The following is a 17,387-nucleotide window of genomic DNA, read 5'->3' as shown; positions in this document are numbered from 1 at the left end:
CGGGGTGCTCCGTAGGTCGTCCGGGCGGTTGCTTACCGGCGGGTGGTTACCAGCGGTGGGTGACGGTCGCGGGGGCCGACGTGGTGTAGAGCTCCCCTACGGCGCGCAGTTCGAACCGTGCCTCCTCCTCGCCCTGTTCGGGTCGCAGGCGACCGGCGAAGAACGCGCGCTGACAGGTGCCGCCGAGGAAGCGTCGGGTGCCGTCGGCCAGGAGGCGGTGGAGGGTGTGGTGGCGTACGTCGCCGGGGGCCGGGCTCCAGGCGAAGCGCAGGTCGCCGCCCGAGGCCGCGGTGATGCGCAGGGCGGTGGGCGCGGCGGGTGTGTGCGGGGTGTCGCGCACCGCGAGGCCGCCGAGCCGCCACCGCACGGGTGCGCCGTCGGCCGCGGTGAGCCGGACGCCGATCGCGTGCACGGTGCCGGTCAGGCCGGTGAGCCGTACGGTCGAGGTCTGCCAGCCGTCGGCCGAGGTCACGGGGAAGTAGGTGTACGGCGGTGTGGCCGCCGGAGCGGTGGGTTCGGCGGTGGCGACGGCCAGCTCGACGTGTACGCTCCCCGCGTCGGTCCGGTGGGTCAGCTCGACGACCGTGTCCGCGGTGAGCGGCAGCCGGGTCGCATACACCTGCACCACCGCGGGCTCGTCCAACTCACCGTCGACGAGCACGCTGCTCCCGCCACGCCACGCGTCCGCGAAGTCGAAGTGCACAGCGGGCCGCCGTCCCTCGGTGTGCACGGCCCAGCGCCGGGACGGCAGCCGGTCCTGCAGGCCCAGGTGGTTCCACGGCGCGTCCGACGTCACCTCCCCGTCCTCGTACCACCGCAGCCCGTGCCCGGTGTTGAACACGCTCGCGAACGGCACCGCCGCGACCGTCGACCGGTCGGCCACGGACAACGCCGCCGCCCGCCAGCCGTCCGTACCGTCCGGCCGCGACGGATCCAGCGACCGCCCGGTCCAGAACCGGTCGTCGGCGGCGTGGAAGGCCTCCGGTGTGCGCCCGTCCGCCCGCAGGTGATTGCGCGTCCACTCGGGCCGGTAGAAGCCGACCGACACGACGTGCGCCTTGTCGCGCGGCACGATCGCGTCCCAGTTCACGGACGAGTTCCAGCCGTTCGCCTCGACGTCGACGCCCGCCCACAACTCATAGCGGCTACGGCCCAGTTGCTGGGCCCGCTGCCCCGACGAGGTCAGCTTCGCAGCCGTCCACCGGAAGTCGACGAACATGTCGTCGGCCGCCCGGAAGAACGCCTCGTTCTGGGAGTCGAGCGCCCCCTGCCAGCTCACGGCCCCGTTCACGGTCATCGAGTCGTACCAGGTCACCCGCTGGCCCTCGGCCTTGGCGAGCGCCTTCAACCGGCGCATGAAACCCAGCATGTCCGCACCCAGCGCGGCGTTCCCGCCGCTCGTCTCGGCGTTGACGAACCACCCGTCGAACCCGTACGCGTCCGCGACCGCGACCAGCCGTTCGGCCAGCGGATACCGCCCGGCCGCGTCCTTCTGCACCAGGTCGCGGGTCCACTGCAACTGCCCGCCGTAGGCGACGGGTGGCAGGAAGACGTTGCCGAGGACGGGCACACCATGCCGGTGGGCGGCGTCGACGATCGGCGCGTTCGGCGCGAGGATCAGCCCCTCCCCCGACGAGCCGCCCCAGAAGACCAGCTCGTCGATGTACGCCCAGTGGGTGAGGGCGTAGTACTCGGCGGTGGCCGAGCCCTGGGAAGGGTTGCCGGCGGTGGGCCCGAAGGACACGAGGGACTGGACGCGGGCCTGACCGGCGCGGGCGGTCGTGTTCACCGGAGTCGGGGTGAAGCGCGGGGCGAGCGGCACGGTCGCCGCGTTGAGGGCGAGGTCCGGGTCGTCGGCCGGACGCCAGGACTTCAGGCTGCGCCAGCTGATTCCGGTGCCCGGGGTGCCGGAGGGCAGCGAGTCGGGGTACCAGTAGGAGGCGTACGGCTGGAGCGCGGCTGCCTTCGTCCTGGGGGCGGCCGTCGCGGGCGAGGAGGTCGGCGGCAGCAGGGCGGCCGCGGCGCCGGCGAGCAGGACGGTGCGTCTGGTGGGGTTCACGAGCGGGTGCCTCCTGGGAGTCCTTGTGGGGCGGGGAGTACCTGATCGGAAGTGACGACCTCGGTGATGCCGCGCGCGGCGAGGTGGTCCTGGTCGTCCGCGCGGGTGTCGAGGACGGTGGTGGGGCGGGCGCCGTCGGCGGTGAGCCGGAAGAAGGCGTCGAAGACGGGGCTGCCGGGGCCGCAGGACGAGCGCCTGGCCGGGTCGGCGGGAACGACGAGCGCGATGGTCCGCGGCGCGGGCGCGTACGCGTGCCGCTCGCCGGCCGCCCGCGCCAGCACACCGGCCGTGTCCTTGGGCTTGCGGTCATTGGTCAACAGGCCCAGCCCGTATTCGAGTTCGGGGAAGTCGGCCAGCTCACGGGACACGTCGTGCGAGCACCACCAGGTGATGCCCCACAGGTCGGGACAGTCCAGGGCGTTCGCGACGGTCGCCTCGGTGAAGGCGGCGGCCTGCTCGGGCGGGACCAGGGGTGCGGGCGCGCCGACCTCCTGGAGCCAGACCGGGCGATGCGGGTCGTCGGCCCAGGCCTTGCTCAGCTCGACGAGGTACGCGGCATGATGCTCGGTCTGCACGGAGTTGCGGCCGTGGCGCTGGGCGGTGCCGTTGAAGACCCAGGAGTGCACGGCCGTGACGGCTCCGTGCCGGGCGGCCTGGGCGGGGGTGAACGGCTGGTCGTCCTGGTACCAGGTGGCGTCGTACTCGGCGTGCAGGTGCAGCCGCCCGGGGGCGCCCTCCTCGCAGGCGGCGAGCATGCGTGCCAGCCAGCGGTCGATCTCCGCCTCGGTCGCCCGGTCGGGGTCGGGATGCGGGCCCGCCGAGAACTGGTTGACCTCGTTGCCGAGGGTCATGCCGAGGAAGCCCGGCCGGTCGGCCAGGGCGGCGGCGAGGGTGCGCAGGTAGGCCGCCTGGCCGTCGAGGACGTCCGGGTCGGTGAACAGGTTCCGGCGGTGCCAGGTCCGGGTCCAGGCCGGGAGGAAGTCGAAGCTGCTCAAGTGGCCCTGCAGACCGTCCACGTTGACGTCGAGGCCGCGTTCGGCGGCGGCGTCGACGAGCTGTACGAGTTGCTCGACGGCCGTGGGCCGAATCAGCGAACGATTCGGCTGGAAGTAGGGCCACAGCGGGAACACCCGGATGTGGTCGAGGCCCAGCGCCGCGATGGAGTCGAGGTCGGCGCGTACGGAGTCGAGGTCGAAGTCGAGCCAGTGGTGGAACCACCCTTCGCTGGGGGTGTAGTTGACGCCGAAGCGCACGGCAGAAGGCATGCGTGTCCTTGTGACGGGGGTGCGACGGAGGTATCCGGGGGTGGGGCCGGCCCTGGAGGTGGTCAGCCCTTGACGGCGCCCTCGCCGACCCCGCGGAAGAAGTACCGCTGCAGACAGGCGAAGAGGGCGATCAGCGGGGCGACGGCGATGATCGTGCCGGCGGCGACGAGGCGTTCGTCGCCCGCGAAGGTGCCGTGCAGATAGTTGAGGCCGATGGTCAGCGTGAACTTGGACGGGTCGCTCAGCACGATGAGCGGCCACAGGAAGTCGTCCCAGGCGCCCATGAAGGCGAAGATCGCGACGACGGCGACGGTCCCCTTCACGGACGGCAGCGCGATCCGCAGGAACCGCTGCCAGACGTCGGCGCCGTCGACGTAGGCCGCCTCCTCGATCTCGTACGGCAGGTTGAGGAAGGCGTTGCGCATCAGCAGGACGTTCATGGCACCGATGCAGCCGGGCAGGATCACGCCGATGAGGGTGTTGTTGAGGCCGAGCTCCCGCATGGTCGTGAACTGGGCGATGATGATGCCCTCCACGGGCACGAGCATCGCCAGGACGAAGGCCAGGGTGGCCGCGCGGCGGCCCCGGTAGCGCAGCCGGGCGAGGGCGTAGCCGGCGAGTGCCGAGCCGGCGCAGTTGGTGACGACGTTGGCGGTGGCGACCTTCAGCGAATTGAGGGCGTAGTCCCAGACGGGGATGGTGTCGGCGACCCGCTCGTAGTTGTGCAGGGTGGGGTCGCCGGGCAGGAACTTCGGCGGGGAGCTGAAGATGTCCTCGGTGGGGCCCTTGAGCGAGGTCGACAGCTGCCAGAGGAACGGGCCGACGGTGAGGGCGAGTACGGCGAGCAGGAGCAGATAGCGCAGGACGAGTTCCCCTGCGCGGACGCGGCGGCCGTGTTCGTCGGTGACGCGGGGTTCGCGGGCGACGGCCGGCCTCGAAGCGGCGGGCCGTACCTTCTCCAGCACGCTCATGACTCGTCCCTCCGGTCCGCGCGCAGCACTAGCAGCATCAGGGCGACGGTGACGACGAAGACGACGACCGAGATGGCCGAGGCATAACCGACGCGGCCGGTCAGTCCGGTGCCGGTGCGCTGGACGAGCATGACGAGGGTGGTGTCCTCGCCCGCCGGGCCGCCGCTCGGGCCGGCCATCAGATACACCTCGGAGAACACCTTGAACGCGGCGACCGAGGAGAGCGCCCCGACCAGGACCATCGTGGAGCGGACGGCGGGCACGGTGACCGTGAGGAAGCGGCGGACGGCGCCCGCTCCGTCGACGGCCGCCGCCTCGTGCAGCTCGCGCGGTACGTTGGCGAGCGCGGCCAGATAAATGATCATGTAGTAGCCGAGGCCCTTCCAGACCGTCACGGCCATGGCGCTCGACAGCAGCAGCCACTGGTCGCTGAGAAAACCGACGCGGCCGACCCCGATGGCCTCCAGGAGCGAGTTCACCAGGCCCCGCTCGTCGAGCAGCCACACCCAGATCAGCCCGACCACGACGATCGAGGCGACGACCGGGGTGTAGAAGGCGGACCGGAAGAAGGTGATGCCGGGGATGTTCTTCTGCACCAGCAGCGCGAGCAGTAGGGGCAGGACGACGAGGGCGGGGACGACGCCGACGACATAGAGCGTGCTGTTGCGCAGACCGATCCAGAACATGTCGTCGTTCAGCAGCTCGCGGAAGTTGGCGAGGCCCACGAACCGGCCCGGGATCAGGGTGCGGCGGTCGGTGAAGGCGTTGACCAGCGTGGAGACGAACGGGTACAGGATGAAGGCGCCGGCGATCAGCAGTCCCGGGGCCGCGAACAGCCATGGGCTGGTTGCCAGTTGGCGCCGCACTCGCTGCTCCGGGCGCCGCACCTTGGGCGCCGGGCGCCGCGCCCGGGAGACGGTCGAGGTGGCCATCGCGGGCTATCCCTGCTGCTGGAGAAGCCGGTTGCAGGCCTCGACGGCGTTGTCAAGAGCTTCCTTCGGGCTCTCCTTGCCCTGCAACGCCTTGGCGACCTCGTTGCGCAGCTCGGTCTTCATCTGCTCGCTGAACAGCACGGGCGTGTAATTGACGGCGTTCTTCAGGGACTTGGCCGCGGCGACCCGCACACGCGTCTCGTCGGTGCCGTCCTCCTTGGTGAAGTACGGGTCGTCGAGCGAGCCGGCGGTGCTGGGGAAGATGGCGACCTGCTTGGCGAAGGACATCTGGTGCTCGGCGTCGGTGACGTAGTGGGCGAAGGCGACCGCGGCGGGCGCACGCTTCGTCCGCGCGTTGACCATCACGCCCATCACGTACATGTTGACGTGCCCGGTGCTGGTGATCTGGTCGGTGATCCCGATGTTCCTGTACAGGTTGGGCGCCTGCTTCTTGAAGTTGCCGAGGTCCAGTGCGCTGCCGGGGTTCATGGCGACGGCCCCGGTGAGGAATTTCTTGCCGGACGACTCGGGGGTGGCGGTCAGCGCCTGCGGGTCGAGGGCCTTGGCGTCGTACAACTCCTTGTACTTGGTGAGGAGTTCGACTCCCTTTGCGTTGTTGAAGGAGAAAGCGGTGCCCTCCTTGTTCATCAGCTCGACGCCGTAGCGGCCGAAGTCCTCGATGGTGGGCACGTTGGCGAGCGTGGCGACCTTGCCGTCGGTCTTCTCCGCCATCTTCAACGCGGCGTCGAAGACCTCGTCGTACGTCTTCGGCGGCTGCCCGGCGTCGAGCCCCGCCTCCTTGAAGAGGGACTTGTTGTAGAAGAGCGGGCCGGTGTTGAGATACCAGGGAAAGGCGTACGTGCCCGTCATGCCCGGTATCCGATGGCCGGCCCAGGCGCCGGACAGGTACTCCTTCTCGTACTGGGGCGCCGCCTTGTCCAGGTCGAGCGCGAGGCCCGCCTTGGCGAGCGGGGCGACCAGGTCGGGCGAGACGTTGACGACGTCCGGGAGGGTGCCGCCGGCCGCGTCGGCGCTGATCTTGTCGGCGTAGCCCTCGGCGGGCTGGTCGATCCACTTCACATGGGTGCCGGGGTACTTCTTCTCGAAGTCGGCGATCAGGCCTTCGAAGTACGGCTTGAAGTTGGCGCGGAGATTCCAGGTCTGAAAGGTGATGTCGCCCTCGATCTTGCCGGAGGCGTCGGCCGTGCCGCCGTCGCCTCCTCCCGAGCCGCAGGCGCTGAGCGGCAGGACGACACAGACGGCGAATGCGGCAGCGAGGGCTCTACGGGAAACAGGCACCGTGAACCGTCCTCCTTTGCAGGCGAGTTGGTCGACGAGGCAGACCCTGCACGCCGCTCCACAGGCCCGTCAATGGCTCTCACGGAGCTAATTTCATTAGTGACTAATGCGCATTAGGGTCACCGAGCTGAACCGCATTAGGCACACGGCCCTGAACCGCATTAGTGCATACTGCTCCCGGAATGTGTCGCCGGAATGGGGAATCAGCATGTCAGGCAAGCGCTCACCGGCCCGTCGGCCGACGATGAAGGACATAGCGCGACACGCGGGGGTCTCCCAGAGCGCCGTCTCCTTCGCCTTGAACGGCCGGCCCGGCGTGTCGGAGGAGACCCGCGACCGGGTGCGGCGGGTCGCCGAGGAGCTGGGCTGGCGGCCCAGTACGGCGGCACGCGCCCTGTCCGGGGAGGGTGCGGCGACGGTGGGCTTCGTGCTGGCGCGTCCGGCCGACACGCTGGGCGTGGACTCCTTCTTCCTGCAGCTCGTGTCGGGCATCCAGGAGGTGCTGGCGGAGCGTCATCTCGGCCTGCTCTTCCAGGTGGTGGAGGACGTCGCCGACGAGTGCGCGGTGTACCGGCGCTGGTGGGCCGAGCACCGTGTGGACGGCGTCCTGGTCGTCGACCCCCGCACCGACGATCCCCGCCCGGACCTGCTCGACGAACTCGGCCTGCCCGCCGTGGTGATCGGCGGCGCACCCGACGAACGCCACCCCGGCCTCTCGACCGTCTGGGCGGACGACGCGGGCGCGATGGCGTCGGTCGTGGACGGCCTCTACGCCCTGGGCCACCGGCGGATCGTGCACATCGCCGGTCTGCCGGGGCTCGCCCACACCGAGCGCCGGATCCGCACCCTGCGCGCCGAGGCCGGGCGCCGTGGCCTGTCCGAGGTGAGGTCGGTGACCACCGACTACTCCGACGCCGAGGGCGCGGCGGTCACCCGCCGGGTGCTGGAGGGCACCGCTCCCCCGACCGCCCTGATCTACGACAACGACGTGATGGCCGTCGCCGGGGCGGCCGCCGCGGCCGAACTCGGGTTCTCCGTACCGGCGGACGTCTCGGTGGTGTCCTGGGAGGACTCGGCGCTGTGCCGCATGGTCAAGCCGTGGCTGTCGGCCCTGTCCCGGGACAGCGTGGAGTTCGGCCGCACGGCGGCGCGTGAACTGACCGCCCTCGTGGACGGGGGGTCGGCGCGGGCGGTGCGGGTGCCGGTGCCGCGGTTGATCGAGCGGGGCAGTACGGGGGTGGCGCGGGGCGGGTGACGGCCTCGGGGAACGCCGTCGGACGCTCACCTCCCGCCACCCCGGGAGCCCGCACCCCCCGGCCGTACGGCTCTAGCCGCGCACCCCTTGCAGCCCTTGCAGCCCTTCGTAGGCGGCAGTCACGATCTCCATCCCCCGCGTGTCCTCGGCGGGTTCGCGCATCTGCTGCGTCACGTATGCCACCACCATCCGGCTGTCGGGCTCGATCATCACCAGGGAACCGCCCCAGCCGCCCCAGCCGTACGTGCTGCCGAACAGGCCGTACCCCAGGCCCCACCGCATCGGCATGCCCAGGACGCGGTCGTCACCGTCGAACTGTTCCTCCCGCGCGCGGTCGCAGCCGGCCCGGGACAGCAGCCGCGCCCCGCGCACCTCTCCCCCGCAGGCGAGCAGGGACTGCACGAGGGCCACCGAGCGGGCATTGCCGAATCCACTCGCCGCGGGGATCTGCGCGCGGCGCCAGGCCAGGCTGTTCCCGTCCCAGAGGCGCACCGCGTTCCCCGCCTCCGAGCCGGCCGGATTGCCGGGCGCACTCGCCGCGTAGTCCTCGTCCTGCCCCGTCGGCGGGATCGCGCGGGCGACCCGACGGTCGTGCTCGGCGGACAGCCCGATGTGGAAGTCCGCGCCCAGCGGCCCGGTCACCTCATGGGCCAGGAACTCGCCCACGTCGCGGCCGGTGACACGGCGTACGACCTCGCCCACCAGGAATCCCTGAGTGAGCGAGTGGTAACCGGCCGCCGTGCCCGGCTCCCACCGAGGAGCGCGCGCCGCGAGCCGTGCCGTGACGGAGGGCCAGTCGTACAGCTCCTCGACCGGCCCGTCCCAGTCGGGCAGGCCGGCGGTGTGCGCGAGCAGATGGCGTACCAGCACCTTCTCCTTGCCCGCCGCGCCGAACTCTGGCCAGTAGCGGCAGACCGGCGCGGCGAGATCGAGCTCGCCCCGGTCGGCGAGGATCAGTGCGCACAGCGCCGTCATCGTCTTGGTGACGGACCAGACGTTGACGATCGTGTCGCGCTCCCACGGGATCGTGCGGTCCGCGTCCGCGAACCCGCCCCACACGTCCACCACCGGCTCGCCGTCCACGAAGACGGCGACGGAGCCGCCCGCGTCCCCGGCGTCCAGCATGTCGGCCAGCGCGTTCGGCACGGCGGTGAACAGGTCGTCGTAGGAGCCCTGGATGTCGGCCATGGGCCCTATCCAGCCCGCGCCGCCCCGTCCCGGTCAACCGAATTTCAGACCCGCGACCGGTACAGCCCGAACTCCACGAGCCGGGCCTCGGCCCGTGAACCGGTCACCCGCACCCGCCACCGCCGGGCCCGCACCGGAACCGCCAACAGCAGGATGCGGCTCGCGCCGATCGTCCCGGCCCCGATCACCTCCGTCCAGGCGCCGTCGCGCTGCGCCTCGACGACGAAGCTCTCCACCTGCTGCCCGTACCGGATGTCCTCCGCCAGCCGGATCCGGTCCACCTCCCGCTCCCTGCCGAGGTCGACGGTGACGCGGCCCGGGGAGGCGGTGGTCCGGCCCCCACGGGCCAGGTCCTCCGGCAGCTCCCGGTCCACCCGTTCACGGAACTCCCGCAGCCGCACCACGTCCACCGCCGGCAGCAGACCGTCCGTATCCGGCGGGATGTTGAGCAGCAGCACCGAATTGCGGCCCACGGACCGGAAGTAGATGTCCGTCAACTGCTCGACACTCTTGGGCTGTTGGTCGGGGTGGTAGAACCAGCCGTCCCGGATGGACACGTCGCACTCGGCCGGCCACCACTGGAGGAAGTCGGCGACGGGCTGGGCCTTCACCAAGGCGGCGCGACTGCCCATGTCGGGGGCGTCGTAGTTGAGGGCGTAGTCGGTCCGGCCGTAGTCCTTCTCCCGCACCGGTACGACGCTCCACTCGTCCTCCCTCGCCAGCCCGCCCTCGTTGCCGACCCAGCGCACGTCCGGTCCGGACACGGCGATCGCGGCGTCCGGCGCGAGGGACCGGACGAGGGTGTACCAGCTGTCCCAGTCGTACTTCTCCACCTTGTCCGGCGGGATGCGGCCCTGCGCGCCGTCGAACCAGACCTCGTCGATCGGGCCGTACTCGGTGAGGACCTCGTAGAGCTGGTTGAGCATGTGGGCGCCGTAGTCGGTGGCCGGGAGGGTGTACGTCCGTGGCGGAGTGCGGTCGTCGCCGTCGACGAGGGTGGGGATGGTGTGGCCGGTGCGGGCGCTGCCGTTGGCGTAGACGCCGTGGAGGTACTGGTTCTCGTCGGCGGGTGAGATGTAGACGCCGACCTTGATGCCGTGGCGCCGCATGGAGTCCGCGAAGGAACGCAGGACGTCGCCCTGGCCGCCCTGCCAACTGCTGGAGGCCACCGAGTGGTCGGTGTAGCGGGACTGGTGGAGCACGAAGCCGTCGTGGTGCTTGACGGTGAGGATGGCGAGCCGGAAGCCGCCGTCGCGCAGGGCGCGGGCCCACTGGTCGGTGTCGAGGCCGGCCGGCTGGAACACGTCCGGGTCCTCGTCGCCGGTGCCCCACTCCAGGCCGGTGAAGGTGTTCACGCCGAAGTGCAGGAACGCGGTGCGTTCCAGGCGCTGCCAGGCGATATGCCGTGCGGTGGGGCGGACTTGGGACGCCTTGCGGACGAGGTCGGCCTCGGTGTCGTCAGGGCTGACGGGGATGCGGGAGCGGGGGTCCTCAGCCGCCGCGGCGGGTGCCGCCGAGGCGGGTCTGCTCACGCCGGTCGCGGCGAGGACGGCGGCTGTCGCGACGAAGACACGTCGGGAAACGGCCATGGGAAGGCTCCTAGGGTCGGATGCTCAGGTGCCATACGGCGGGGGTGCGCTGATCCGGCGGATACTGCGCGAGCCGCCCGTCTTGCGTGACGCCCACCGGCATACGGGTGATGGCGTTGACGAGCCGGTAGCCACCGGCGGCGGGCTCCAGCTGCCAGCGCTGGAGCGTGTTGCCGGGGTCGCACGCCTGCGCGGACGCCTCCACGCCGGGCTGGAGCGGCACGTTGAGCGTGAGCTTCCCGCCCCGGATCTCCAGGCAGCCGTCCGCCGTCCGCACGGTCGCATAGCCGTCGGCGGTGCGTGCCACCTCGGCGTCGAAGGACCGGCCTCGCGTCCGGAAGGTGTACGAGCCGTCCGCCACCGGAATCCGGGTCAGGTCCCGCCACCCCGGCGCGTGCCCTACGGCCGTGCCGCGCGTCGCGAACTGGGCGTAGGTGGCGTCCGGGTGCGGATCGCCCCAGGTCGCCTGGGCGATGTGCCGGAGCGCGGGCCACAGGGCGACGGCGACCTCGTTCTCGGTCTCGCCGCGGCCGTTGTCGGGCCAGAGGCTGATCTTCGCGCCGGTGATGCCGTCACGGGAGGCGAGCCTTTCGCCCTCGAAGCTGCGCGGGTCCCAACTCTGGTCGTACAGCCCCTTGGTGTCGCTGTGGAAGCCGCCGCGGACCAGGTACAGGGCGTACGCGGCATTCATCAACGGGTAACCCTGCGCGATGAGTCGGCTCGGTTTCACCGCCACGTTCAGCCAGTGCTCGACCGTCGTGCCCGCGGCGACCGGGGCGGTGTTGGCGCCGGTGAGCCCGTCGTTCCAGATGCGCAGTTTCCTGCCCTTGGCGGCCGCGTGGGCGTAGACACGGTTGACGAAGTCGATGAACGCGTCCTGGGGTGTGGCGTCGGGGCCGTACCTGTCCTGCGCGTACTTCAGGATCTGCGGGTACTTGGCGAAGTCGGAGCCGAGCATGTACTCGTCGGCTCCCATGTGCCAGGACGTCGACGTGAAGACCTGCGCGTACTCGTCGATCAGACCGGCGTAGTAGGCGAAGGCCTCGGGCCGGGTGATGTCGAGGCGCGAGGGCTGCTTGTTGCCGTCGGAGTCGGTCAGCTGGAGATCCGGCCGGTTCTCGATCCACGGGTCCATGTGGCCCGGTGAGTTGATCTCGGGAATGATCTCTACGTGGTACTTTTCGCCCAGGGCGACCAGGCGGCGTATCTCGTCCTTGGTGTAGTAGCCCCAGGTGTTGGCCTCGGGGTGGGCGTCGCTCTTCACCTTCAGTTCGAGGAGCAGCTGGCTGAGCTTGTGGTACGCCATCTCGCGGACCAGGTTCTCCAGCCATGGCATCGAGACGTGGATGTAGCAGGCGCAGACGCCGACGCCCCGCTCCTGGTAGCGCGGTACGTCCACCGTGCGGCCGGCGGGGATGCGGTCGCTCTGGGCCAGGAGCTGCAGGAGGGTGCGAGTGCCGTAGAAGGCGCCGGTCTCGGTCGCCGCGGTCACCGACAGCCGCTTGCCGGCGCGGAGTTCGTAGCCCTCGGCGCCGAGGGAGGTCCGGGAGGGCTGGACGTCGATAACGATGTCACCGGGTCGGACGCCGCCGCGCACCACACCAGCCGTGCCGTGTCCCGCGTCGCGCAGGTCGTCGGCGAGGGTGTCGGCGATTCGCCGTTCGCTCGCGCTGTCGGCCACGAGGCGGGCGGAGCGCTCGTAGGTGTAACTGCCGGCTGCCGGGGTCCAGTCCGCCAGGGCGGGCACCGTGACCGGCGTGGCCGGCGCCCTCTGCTCCTCCTCCGCGACCGCCGGCACCGACGCCGCGAAGAACAGGGTCAGCGCCGCCACGACACCGGCCGTTCTCAAGCGTCCCCTCACGAGACTCCTCACGAGACACCCCTATTCATCGGATGTCTGATCATTGGGCGGGCCCCAGGGGCTGTCAATGGGCCGCGAAGGGCACTGTCCTGACTCATTGATCGGATGATGCGCAGGTCAGGAAGGCCGCGCCGAGGAGCGGCGTCGCGAAAAGTCCAAGAAGACCCTCCCGAATATCCAAGCGCCCCGCCCCCTCGACGTCGGGCGCGCCGCCGGGCAGAGTGCTCCTACATACTCGTGAGTAAGCCCTGGGGAGGGCCCGTGACCAGCTGGGTCGGCCGGACCGCCGCGGAGATCGCCGCCGCCGTACGCGAGAAGCAGACCACACCCCGTGAGGTGGTGGCCGAGCACCTGGCCCGTATCGAGCGGCTGGACGGCCGTGTCGGTGCCTTCCGGGTGGTCCGGGCCGAGGCGGCTCTGGCCGAGGCCGACGAGGTCGGCTCACGTGCCGACCTCGCCGAACTGCCCCTGGCCGGAGTGCCGGTGGCCGTCAAGGACAACCTCGCGGTGCGCGGCGAGTCCAACCGCTTCGGCTCCGCGGCGACGCCGGACACCCCGGCCGACCACGACCACGTCACCGTGGCCCGGCTGCGGGCGGCCGGCGCGGTGGTCGTCGGGCTGACGAACGTGCCGGAGCTGTGTGTCTTCGGCACCACGGAGGGCGTCCACGGCACCGCCCGCAACCCGTGGGACACCTCACGCACGGCGGGCGGTTCGTCCGGCGGCAGCGCGGCCGCCGTCGCCGCGGGCATGGCGCCGATCGCGCTCGGCAACGACGGCATGGGCTCCCTGCGCATACCGGCGGCCAACTGCGGCCTCGTCACCATCAAGCCCGGCACCGGCGTGGTCCCGGCCGGCATCAGCGACGGCGACTGGTTCGGCATGTCGGAGAACGGCCCCCTGGCCACGACGGTCGAGGACGCCCGCCTGATGCTGGCGGTCATCGCCGGCACCGACACCGACGCCGTACGCGAGGACGCGCCCGGCACGCACAAGATCGCCGTGTCCCTGCGCAGCCCGCTCACCGGCGTCGCGATCAGCAAGCCGTATACGACCGCCGCCCGGGAGGCCGCGGGGCTGCTGATCAAGGCCGGTCACCAGGTACGGCGCGCCGACCCGCCCTACCCGATGTCGCTGAGCCTCACCTCGCTCGCCCACTGGACGGCGGGCACGGCCGTCGACGCCGAGGGCCTCGATCCGCGCCGGCTCGCCCGCCGGACCCGGGTCCACGCGGCCGTCGGTCGGCGCTTCCTGCGTCAGGTGCGGGGCGGTGAGAGCCGGGAGCAGCTGCGCCGGCGCCTGGAGCCGTTCTTCGCCGAGTACGACGTGCTCCTGACTCCCGCCCTCGCCCGCCGCTCCCCCAAGTCCGAGCCCTGGCACGAGCGGGGCTGGCTCCGCAACATCATGGCCAACACCAACTACTCGCCGCTGACCCCGCCGTGGAACCTCACCGGCTGGCCCGCGATGTCCGTCCCGTTCGGCACCCTGCCTTCCGGGGCGCCCTGCGCCATACAGCTGGTGGGGCGTCCCGGAACGGAGGCGGATCTGCTGGCGCTGGCGGAGCGGATCGAGACGCTGCGTCCGTGGCGGCGGACGGCGCCGCTGGACTAGGTCGTGTCCGCAAGGTCCCGTCGTCCGCCCGCAGGGCAGGCGGGACTTTGCGGACACGACCTAGGGCGGGCCTCGGGGCTCCTCGGCCCCGGGCGCGCGGGAATCAGTCGGTGATGTACCACCCGTCCTTGAGGTACTCCAGGGTGTAGCTGCCGAGGTCGCTCTCGGTGAAGGTGGCTGAGGACCTGACCGCCTCGACCGGCATCTCGATCTTTTCGGGCGTGCGCACGACGACGCGCTGCGGGTCGACCGTCGCGGTCCGCAGGGCCTTCTTCTGCGCCGGCGAGATCATCTGGAACACGACAGAGTACGTCGACGTGCAAGGACCGAACCCCTCGTCCTGGGCCTTCTTCGCCGCGGGCCCGGCCACCTCGCAGACCGTGTCGATGTCCTCCCGGCCCAGGGCGTGCAGGTACTGCTCGTACCGCTGGATCGCCCCCTCCTTCGTCTTGGGCGCGGGCTGCTCCCCGGACGGGTCCGCCGGTGGCTTGTCGGCACCGCCGCAGGGTTCGTCGGTGAACACGCCCGGCAGTTGACGCTGCGGGTGCGGGCCCATCGGCCCGTTGAACCCCTTCACGTGCAGCTGCGGACCCCACCATCCGGCGTATCCCCACCATGGTTCGCGGTCGACGGGCCGGACGTTGTTCCACGTCTGCCACTCGACGCCGTCCTTCGAGGTCCGGTCGAACGCGACATCCACCCGGTGGTAGCCGGCAGTCGGGTAGGAGGCGTGTGAACCACGCGCCGAGTACACCGTCGGATGCCCGCCGCGCGGATCGAGGTCCGACCACTTCACGCTGCACTGACTCTTGCCGTGCTTGGCGAACGTGACCGCCTCCGGCTTGCCGTCACGCAGCTGCACGGCGACGCGCTCCCAGTCACCCTCGTGCTTGTTGACCGCCGGCATGTTGTTGTAGGCGTAGAAGAACCAGTACACGTACGCCGTGCGCGTGGGGTCGGTCTTGTGCTTGTGGTGCTCCCAGTAGACCGGGGCGCCGGTGCCTTCGCCCTTGTGCAGCGCCGTCGGCGGGTCGAGATAGAAACCGGCGCCGGCTTCGGTCGTGGGGAGTTGCTGTTCCCCGTGCCCCGGGCAGCCCACGGGCTTGGACGACGGTTTCCCCAGCTCCAGACGCCGGTGGGTGTAGGGATTTTGGGTCCGCTTGCCCAACAGCAGGGGGTCGACCGGGTCGGCCACCGGCTCCTCGTCGCGGCAGAAACCGTCGTGGTCGAAGCGCAGCACGGACCGCTCGGTGAATCGCGTCGCGTCCATCGGCATCAGCGACTCGTTCTTGGCGAGCCGCACCAGCGGCGCGAACCGAGCGGCCTCGGCCGCGGAGGCCTGCGAGGGGTCCGCGCCGGTGTACTCCTTCGGTTTCTCCGGACCGCACGCCACCAGCGCCACAGAGGCCGACACCGCCACGCCCACCATCGCCCGCACCCGAACCCGCACCCGGTCCCCCTTCACTCGCCCACCACCAGCCGACAGCACGTCAGAACATCACGCAGAATCGGGCAGAGCGGTTCCCTGGCGGTCCGTCGCCGCGAACGGCCCCTCGGCCGTGAACGCCAGCTGGGCGAAGCGTTCCCCGATGCGACGGTGGGTGGCGGCGTCGGGGTGGAGGTCGTCGGGCAGGGGCAGTTCGGCGGCGTCGGTCTCGCCGTAGAGGTCGCGGCCGTCGAGGTAGTGCAGGTTCGGGTCGTCGGCCGCCCGCTGCTTGACGATGCGGGACAGCTCGTCCCGGATGACGCCCAACGTCAGCTTTCCGCTCGCACGTTCCGCCGGGTCGCCCATGGCGACGAACCGCAGTCGTCCGGCGCTGAGGGCGCTGAGGTCGGGGGCGCACGGGCCGGGCGTGTCCTCGTGGATCGGGCACAGGATGGGCGACACCACCAGCAGCGCTGCCGTCGGGTGCCCTTCCCGGACGGTGTCGAGGAAACCGTGGACCGCGGGGCCGAAGGCGCGCAGCCGCATCAGGTCCAGGTTGACCAGGTTGATACCGATCTTGATGCTGATGAGGTCGGCGGGGGTGTCGCGCAGGGTACGGGCGGTGAAGGGATCGAGCAGGGCACTGCCGGCCAGGCCCAGGTTGATCAGCTCCACGCCACCGAGCGAGGCGGCGAGCGCGGGCCAGATGCCGGTGGGGCTCGCGGCATCGGAGCCATGGCTGATCGAACTGCCGTGGTGCAGCCACACCCTGCGGCCCGGATCTCGGGCGGGCTCGACGGGGGCGTCGGTGCGCAGGGCGATCAGTTCGGTGGTCTCGTTGTGCGGCAGCCAGATCTCGACCTCTTTGTCGCCGTCGGGCAGCCCGGCGAAGCGGACGGTGCCGGCCGGGCCGGGCCGTTGCTCGGCGGTCCCGGTGGTCATGTCGACGATCACGAGGTTGCCTTCGGTCACGCTGCCCTGCCCCGCGGGGCGGCCGTCGACGATCAGGTCGTATACGCCGTCGGGGCGGGGCGGGGCACCGACATAGGCGCGTTTGGTGCGCAGCGCGTCGAGTTCGACCGCGGTGGCCCGGGTACGGAAGGCCAGCCGTACGCCGGAGGGCTGCGACTCGGCCATCGCCAGCTGCCCGTCGGTGTTCTGGGCGCGTGCCCGGGCAGGCAGCCGGTGCGGCAGTACGCCGTGCTCGGTGTGCTCGATGTCGAGGGCGCCGCGCAGGAGGTCGGCGCTGACGGGCGTGGTGATCCAGTCGTGCTCGGTGTCCATGTCCTCAGCCTGTCGGTCAGGGGGTGGGCTCGGTGGGCCAGTTGCGCAACAGGGCGTCGAGGGCGTCCAGGATCCGGGTCCAGGTCTCCTCGGAGTCGGGGGCACTGTGACTGAAGCCGCCCGCCGTCTCCAGGCTGGAGTAGCCGTGGAAGACACTGCCCAGGAGTCGTACGGCATGCGTCGCGTCCGGCTCCGTCAGGTCGTAGCCGCGCAGGATCGCCCGCGTCATCTGCGCGTGCCGGACGCCCGCACTGGCGGCCGCCGCCTCGGGGTCGAGCCGCATCCGCGCGGCGGCGGCACGGCCGGGGTGCTCGCGGCCGTGGTCGCGGTAGACGTTGGCGAAGGCGACCAGGGCGTCCTTGCCGGCCCGCCCGGCCACGGCGTCGGCGGCCCGGTCGGCCAGTTCCTCCAGCGCGAACAGGGCGATGCGCGTCTTGAGGTCCTGGGAGCTCTTCACGTGCGAGTACAGGCTCGCGACCTTGACGTCGAAGCGCCGGGCGAGCTCCGACACGGTCACCTGCTCGAAGCCGACCTCGTCGGCCAGCTCCGCTCCTGCCCGGACCAGGCGTTCCGTGGTCAGCCCTACGCGTGCCACAACCGTCCTCCCGTTCGCCGAAAGCGATTATGCAGTTGCCTAAACCTTTTAG

13 protein-coding genes are annotated in these 17,387 nt (G+C 71.1%); 2 read left to right on the top strand and 11 right to left on the bottom strand.

What is annotated here, in order from left to right; translation table 11 throughout:
• Positions 1-46: 46 nt before the first annotated feature.
• The 5 genes from AB5J49_RS42645 to AB5J49_RS42625 all read right to left on the bottom strand — a co-directional run bounded on the left by AB5J49_RS42645 (position 47) and on the right by AB5J49_RS42625 (position 6,526).
• Complete coding sequence (locus AB5J49_RS42645) at positions 47-2,059, bottom strand: endo-beta-N-acetylglucosaminidase (protein ID WP_369174245.1); 2,013 nt, start codon at positions 2,057-2,059, stop codon at positions 47-49.
• Positions 2,056-3,324 carry a glycosyl hydrolase gene (locus AB5J49_RS42640; protein WP_369174244.1) on the bottom strand — a complete coding sequence of 423 codons (1,269 nt, stop codon included), beginning with the start codon at positions 3,322-3,324 and terminating at the stop codon, positions 2,056-2,058. Before AB5J49_RS42640 ends, AB5J49_RS42645 begins: the two co-directional genes overlap by 4 nt.
• A gap of 62 nt (positions 3,325-3,386) precedes the next feature.
• On the bottom strand, positions 3,387-4,295 hold the full coding sequence (locus AB5J49_RS42635) for a carbohydrate ABC transporter permease (protein ID WP_369174243.1): 909 nt from the start codon (positions 4,293-4,295) through the stop codon (positions 3,387-3,389).
• On the bottom strand, positions 4,292-5,227 hold the full coding sequence (locus AB5J49_RS42630) for a carbohydrate ABC transporter permease (protein WP_369174242.1): 936 nt from the start codon (positions 5,225-5,227) through the stop codon (positions 4,292-4,294). The genes AB5J49_RS42635 and AB5J49_RS42630 overlap by 4 nt, the downstream gene beginning before the upstream one ends.
• A gap of 6 nt (positions 5,228-5,233) precedes the next feature.
• Positions 5,234-6,526 carry an ABC transporter substrate-binding protein gene (locus tag AB5J49_RS42625; protein WP_369174241.1) on the bottom strand — a complete coding sequence of 431 codons (1,293 nt, stop codon included), beginning with the start codon at positions 6,524-6,526 and terminating at the stop codon, positions 5,234-5,236.
• A 208-nt stretch (positions 6,527-6,734) separates the two neighbouring features.
• On the opposite strand from AB5J49_RS42625, the gene AB5J49_RS42620 reads away from it, so the two are divergent.
• Positions 6,735-7,781 carry a LacI family DNA-binding transcriptional regulator gene (locus tag AB5J49_RS42620; RefSeq protein ID WP_369174240.1) on the top strand — a complete coding sequence of 349 codons (1,047 nt, stop codon included), beginning with the start codon at positions 6,735-6,737 and terminating at the stop codon, positions 7,779-7,781.
• A gap of 72 nt (positions 7,782-7,853) precedes the next feature.
• Here the strand turns inward: AB5J49_RS42620 and AB5J49_RS42615 are convergent, their stop codons facing one another.
• From AB5J49_RS42615 to AB5J49_RS42605, 3 genes are read right to left on the bottom strand one after another with little or no spacing between them, the layout of a single operon-like run.
• Complete coding sequence (locus AB5J49_RS42615) at positions 7,854-8,969, bottom strand: serine hydrolase domain-containing protein (protein ID WP_369174239.1); 1,116 nt, start codon at positions 8,967-8,969, stop codon at positions 7,854-7,856.
• A gap of 44 nt (positions 8,970-9,013) precedes the next feature.
• Positions 9,014-10,558 carry an alpha-L-fucosidase gene (locus AB5J49_RS42610; RefSeq protein WP_369174238.1) on the bottom strand — a complete coding sequence of 515 codons (1,545 nt, stop codon included), beginning with the start codon at positions 10,556-10,558 and terminating at the stop codon, positions 9,014-9,016.
• Between the two features lie 10 nt (positions 10,559-10,568).
• On the bottom strand, positions 10,569-12,419 hold the full coding sequence (locus tag AB5J49_RS42605; protein WP_369174237.1) for a family 20 glycosylhydrolase: 1,851 nt from the start codon (positions 12,417-12,419) through the stop codon (positions 10,569-10,571).
• Positions 12,420-12,680: 261 nt separating this feature from the next.
• On the opposite strand from AB5J49_RS42605, the gene AB5J49_RS42600 reads away from it, so the two are divergent.
• Positions 12,681-14,030 carry an amidase gene (locus tag AB5J49_RS42600; RefSeq protein ID WP_369174236.1) on the top strand — a complete coding sequence of 450 codons (1,350 nt, stop codon included), beginning with the start codon at positions 12,681-12,683 and terminating at the stop codon, positions 14,028-14,030.
• Between the two features lie 103 nt (positions 14,031-14,133).
• Here the strand turns inward: AB5J49_RS42600 and AB5J49_RS42595 are convergent, their stop codons facing one another.
• Genes AB5J49_RS42595 through AB5J49_RS42585 form a run of 3 tightly spaced genes read right to left on the bottom strand, consistent with a single transcriptional unit; the run spans position 14,134 to position 17,335 of the window.
• On the bottom strand, positions 14,134-15,480 hold the full coding sequence (locus tag AB5J49_RS42595) for a hypothetical protein (protein ID WP_369174235.1): 1,347 nt from the start codon (positions 15,478-15,480) through the stop codon (positions 14,134-14,136).
• Positions 15,481-15,528: 48 nt separating this feature from the next.
• The gene (locus AB5J49_RS42590; RefSeq protein ID WP_369174234.1) at positions 15,529-16,740 is read right to left on the bottom strand and encodes a GDSL-type esterase/lipase family protein; all 1,212 of its coding nucleotides are present in this window, start codon (positions 16,738-16,740) and stop codon (positions 15,529-15,531) included.
• A 16-nt stretch (positions 16,741-16,756) separates the two neighbouring features.
• Complete coding sequence (locus tag AB5J49_RS42585) at positions 16,757-17,335, bottom strand: TetR/AcrR family transcriptional regulator (RefSeq protein WP_369174233.1); 579 nt, start codon at positions 17,333-17,335, stop codon at positions 16,757-16,759.
• Positions 17,336-17,387: the final 52 nt, after the last annotated feature.

Origin of the sequence: Streptomyces sp. R28 (assembly GCF_041052385.1) — a bacterium.
Lineage (GTDB): Bacteria > Actinomycetota > Actinomycetes > Streptomycetales > Streptomycetaceae > Streptomyces.
Note: the sequence above shows the minus strand (reverse complement) of the source record. Positions and strands in the feature narration are given on the sequence as shown.